Origin of the sequence: Bradyrhizobium manausense (genome assembly GCF_001440035.1) — a bacterium.
Classification (GTDB): domain Bacteria; phylum Pseudomonadota; class Alphaproteobacteria; order Rhizobiales; family Xanthobacteraceae; genus Bradyrhizobium; species Bradyrhizobium manausense.
Genome location: NZ_LJYG01000108.1, coordinates 609,673 through 614,251, shown reverse-complemented (window position 1 = coordinate 614,251; position 4,579 = coordinate 609,673). Strand labels below are relative to the sequence as shown.

The window sequence follows — 4,579 nt, the reverse complement described above, 5'->3', positions numbered from 1 at the left end:
GGCAGGCGGAGGAGGGGCTTGCCAATCGCCTACGCGTGCACGGCCTGTCGCAGGGGACCACGGAGGAAGACTACAACAAGCGACTGGCGTTCGAGCTCGACGTCATCATGCGCATGAAATACGCGGGCTACTTCCTGATCGTGTCGGACTTCATCAAATGGGCGAAGAGCCAGGGCATTCCGGTCGGGCCGGGCCGTGGCTCCGGCGCCGGCTCGCTGGTCGCCTGGGCGCTGACCATCACCGACCTCGATCCAATCAAGTTCGGCCTGCTGTTCGAGCGCTTCCTCAATCCCGAGCGCGTCTCGATGCCGGACTTCGACATCGACTTCTGCCAGGATCGCCGCGGCGAGGTGATCAAGTACGTCCAGGAACGCTACGGCCGCGACCAGGTCGCGCAGATCATCACCTTCGGTACGCTGCAGGCGCGCGGCGTGCTGCGCGACGTCGGCCGCGTGCTGCAGATGCCCTATGGCCAGGTCGACAAGCTGACCAAGCTGGTGCCGCAGAATCCGGCCGCGCCGGTGACCCTGGCGGCCGCGATCGAGAGCGAGCCGAAGCTGCAGGCGTTTCGCGATGAAGATCCGATCGTGGCGCGTGCCTTCGATATTGCCCAGCGCCTCGAAGGCCTGACGCGGCACGCCTCGACCCACGCGGCCGGCATCGTGATCGGCGATCGGCCGCTGAGCGAGCTGGTGCCGCTCTACCGCGATCCCAAATCCGACATGCCCGTGACCCAGTTCAACATGAAATGGGTCGAGCNCCGGCGGGCCTCGTGAAGTTCGACTTCCTCGGCCTGAAGACGCTGACGGTGCTCGACGTCGCCTGCAAGCTGCTCAAGCCGCGCGGCATCCATGTCGATCTTGCCACGCTGCCGATCGACGATGCCGAGAGCTATCAGATGCTGGCGCGCGGCGAGGTGGTCGGCGTGTTCCAGGTTGAAAGCCAGGGCATGCGGCGCGCGCTGGTCGACATGCGGCCCGACCGTTTCGAGGACATCATCGCGCTGGTCGCGCTGTATCGCCCGGGCCCGATGGCGAACATCCCGACCTATTGCGCGCGCAAGCACGGCGACGAAGAGCCGGAATATCTGCATCCCGTGCTCGAGCCGATCCTGAAGGAGACCTTCGGCGTCATCATCTACCAGGAACAGGTGATGCAGATCGCGCAGGTGATGTCGGGCTATTCGCTCGGCGACGCCGATCTGCTCCGCCGCGCCATGGGCAAGAAGATCCGCGCCGAGATGGACAAGCAGCGCGACATCTTCGTCGCGGGCGCGGTGAAGAACGGCGTGCCGAAGGGGCAGGCCGAGACCATCTTCGAACTGCTCGCCAAGTTCGCCGATTACGGCTTCAACAAGAGCCACGCGGCCGCCTATGCGCTGGTGTCCTACCACACCGCCTATATGAAGGCGCATTATCCGGTCGAGTTCATCGCAGCGTCGATGACGCTCGATCTCAACAACACCGACAAGCTTTCCGAATTCCGCTCCGAGGCGCAGCGCCTCGGCATCAAGGTCGAGCCGCCGAACATCAACCGGTCCGGGGCGACCTTCGAGGTCGGCGAGAAGACGATCTATTACGCGCTCGCCGCGCTGAAGGGCGTCGGCATTCAGGCGATCGAGCAGATCATCGAGGAGCGCACCAAGCGCGGGCTGTTCACCTCGCTCGCCGACTTCGCCGCGCGCGTCAATCCGCGTGCGATCAACAAGCGCATCATCGAAAGTCTCGCCGCCGCCGGCGCGTTCGACACGCTGGAGCCGAACCGCGCCCGCGTGTTCGCCGGCGCGGACTCGATCCTGGCCGCGTGCCAGCGCGCGCATCAGGCCGAGACCAGCGGTCAGAACGACATGTTCGGCATGGCGGCGGACGCGCCGACCATCATGCTGCCGCAGATCGAGCCGTGGCTGCCGGCCGAAAAACTCCGCCGCGAATACGATGCCGTCGGCTTCTTCCTGTCGGGCCATCCGCTCGACGATTACGCCACGGTCTTGAAGCGGCTGCGGGTGCAGAGCTGGGCGGAGTTCTCGCGCGCGGTGAAGACCGGCGCCACCGCCGGCAAGGTCGCGGCGACCGTGGTGTCGCGCATGGAGCGGCGCACCAAGACCGGCAACAAGATGGGCATCATGGGCCTGTCCGATCCCACCGGCCATTTCGAGGCGGTGCTGTTCTCGGAAGGGCTTGCGCAATATCGCGACGTGCTGGAGCCGGGCGCGGCCGTGCTGCTGCAACTCGGCGCCGAGCTCCAGGGCGAGGACGTCCGCGCCCGCGTGCTGCATGCCGAACCGCTCGATGATGCCGCCGCCAAGACGCAGAAGGGCCTGCGCATCTTCGTGCGCGACACCAAGCCGCTCGACTCGATCGCCAAGCGCCTGGCTGGCCCGGAGACCGCTGGTGCAAACGGCGCCGCGCCGAAAATCGGCAGTCCCGGCATTGCGCCGCGCGGAAATGGCGACGGCGAGGTCTCGCTGGTGATGATGCTCGACCTCGAGACCGAGGTCGAGATGAAGCTGCCCGGCCGCTTCAAGGTCTCGCCGCAGATCGCCGGCGCTATCAAGGCCGTCGCCGGCGTGGTGGACGTGCAGCAGATCTAGCTCCGGTCGCGATATGTCCGCGGCGTGCAACGCCGTGGATGCGGTAGTTTCGTTGCTCAATCTGCGCTATATGATTGCGATGGTGCTCATTTATAAGGGCACGTCCGTTGCGCCGGGAGGAGCGGGACATGTGCGACCAATGCTCTGGAGCCATGCGGGACAAATTCGCGCCGTCGCGGCGATCGGCGATGCTGCTGGCGGCAGCCGCGCTTGGCACCGCCTTCAGTGGCCGCGCCTTCGCCAAGCAGACCAAGGCACCGCCCAAGCCGCAGAACCTGCTGTCGCCGGACGCGGCGCTGAAGCGGCTGATGGACGGCAATGCGCGCTACGTCGACGGCGTGACGCGGCGCCACGATTTCAAGCACGAGCGCGAGGCGCTGGCGGGCGGGCAGAATCCGTTCGCGGCGGTGCTGAGCTGCGCGGACTCGCGCATCGCGCCGGAATACGCCTTCGACACCGGACGCGGCGATCTCTTCGTCTGCCGCGTCGCCGGCAATTTCGCCGGCACCGAGACCGTTGCCAGCATGGAATACGCGGTCGCGGTGCTCAACACGCCGCTGATCCTCGTGCTCGGCCATGACGCCTGCGGTGCGGTCGATGCAACGCTGAAGGCGCTCAAGGACGACAAGCCGCCGCCGGGACATATCCCCTCTCTGGTCGATGCGATTGCGCCGGCTGCGAAGAGCGCGATGCAACAGGGCGGGGACGCGCTCGACAAGGCGATCCGCCAGAACGTGATCGACAATGTCGCGAAGCTGAAGGCGGCGGCGCCGATTCTCAACGGGGCCGTGGAGCAGGGCAAGCTGAAGATATCAGGGGGCATCTACCGGCTCTCGACGGGAACAGTGGATCTGATCGCGCAAGGCTAGGGCAGACGCAAAGACGGAAGCTTACGCGGAGCTGACGCGACTGGCCGATGCCATGCCGCCGCCTCAATCCGAGCCTTTCGTTCAACTGCCGTTCAGCCGGCCGCGCGTCTCATGCGTGGTGGACACTCAACAACAATAACGGGCGAGCAAGCCATGCGCGGGACACACAAGGCCTTCCTCTGCTTCCTTCTACCAATCCTCTTCGTTGCAGGCGTGATTGCTCCGGCGTGCGCCCAGCAGCAGGAAAAGCGCATCGCGCTCGTGGTCGGCAACGGCGCTTATTCCAAGTCGCCGCTGGCAACCGCCGCCAATGACGGCGGCCTGATCGCGCAAACGCTGCAGGCGGCGGGCTTCGACGTGGTCGGCGCGCGCGATCTCGACGGCGACACGCTGCGCAAGAGCCTGCGCGATTTCATCCAGAAGGCGCAGGCCTCCGGACCCGGCACCGTCGCGATGATCTATCTGTCCGGCTATGGGGTGCAGCTGGCCGGCGAGAACTATTTCATCCCTGTTGATTCCAACATCACGCGGGACACCGACATTCCGACCGAGGCGCTGCGCATCAGCGACTATGCCCGCCAGCTCGCCGCCGTCCCGCTCAAGGCCAACATCATCGTGCTCGATGCCGCGCGCGCGCAGCCCTTCGTCGAGGGGGGCCAGCAGCCGATCGCGAGCGGCCTTGCGCTGGTCGAGCCGGATCCGAACATGCTGATCGCCTTCAATGCGGCGCCAGGCACGGTGGCCCCCGAGGAGCCGGGACCCTACGGCATCTATGCGCAGTCGCTCGCCGAGATGATCCGCACCGGCGGCCTGTCGTTGCCCGAGGTATTCGACCGCGTCCGCCTGCGCGTCAACGAGGCCTCGAAAGGCGCGCAGGTGCCGTGGGACGACCACAAGATCTCCGCACAATTCACCTTTTTCGAGCGCGCGCCCGATGCGCCGCAGGCGGCCGCGCCCGACCAGGTCGCCGCGGTCCGCAACAAGCCGATCCGCGAACTCGGCGTGCAGGACGCCTATGCCGCCGCGCTCGAGCGCGACACGCTGCCGGCCTATGAGGATTTTCTCGTCGCCTATCCCGGCGATCCCCTGGCCAGGCGCGTGATGGCGATCGTCGCGGCGC

At 66.4% G+C, this 4,579-nt stretch carries 2 protein-coding genes and 2 pseudogenes; all 4 read left to right on the top strand.

Annotation, left to right across the window (positions count from 1 at the left end):
- Positions 1 to 35: 35 nt before the first annotated feature.
- A pseudogene (locus AOQ71_RS48970) lies at positions 36 to 759 on the top strand (DNA polymerase III subunit alpha); the annotation flags it as partial.
- Position 760: 1 nt separating this feature from the next.
- Positions 761 to 2,590, top strand: a 1,830-nt coding sequence (dnaE, locus tag AOQ71_RS33025) for a DNA polymerase III subunit alpha (RefSeq protein WP_245317294.1), incomplete at its 5' end; no start/stop codon positions are given.
- A gap of 128 nt (positions 2,591 to 2,718) precedes the next feature.
- Complete coding sequence (locus tag AOQ71_RS33020) at positions 2,719 to 3,459, top strand: carbonic anhydrase (RefSeq protein WP_057756736.1); 741 nt, start codon at positions 2,719 to 2,721, stop codon at positions 3,457 to 3,459.
- 153 nt (positions 3,460 to 3,612) lie between these two features.
- Positions 3,613 to 4,579, top strand: a pseudogene (locus AOQ71_RS48965) (caspase family protein); the annotation flags it as partial.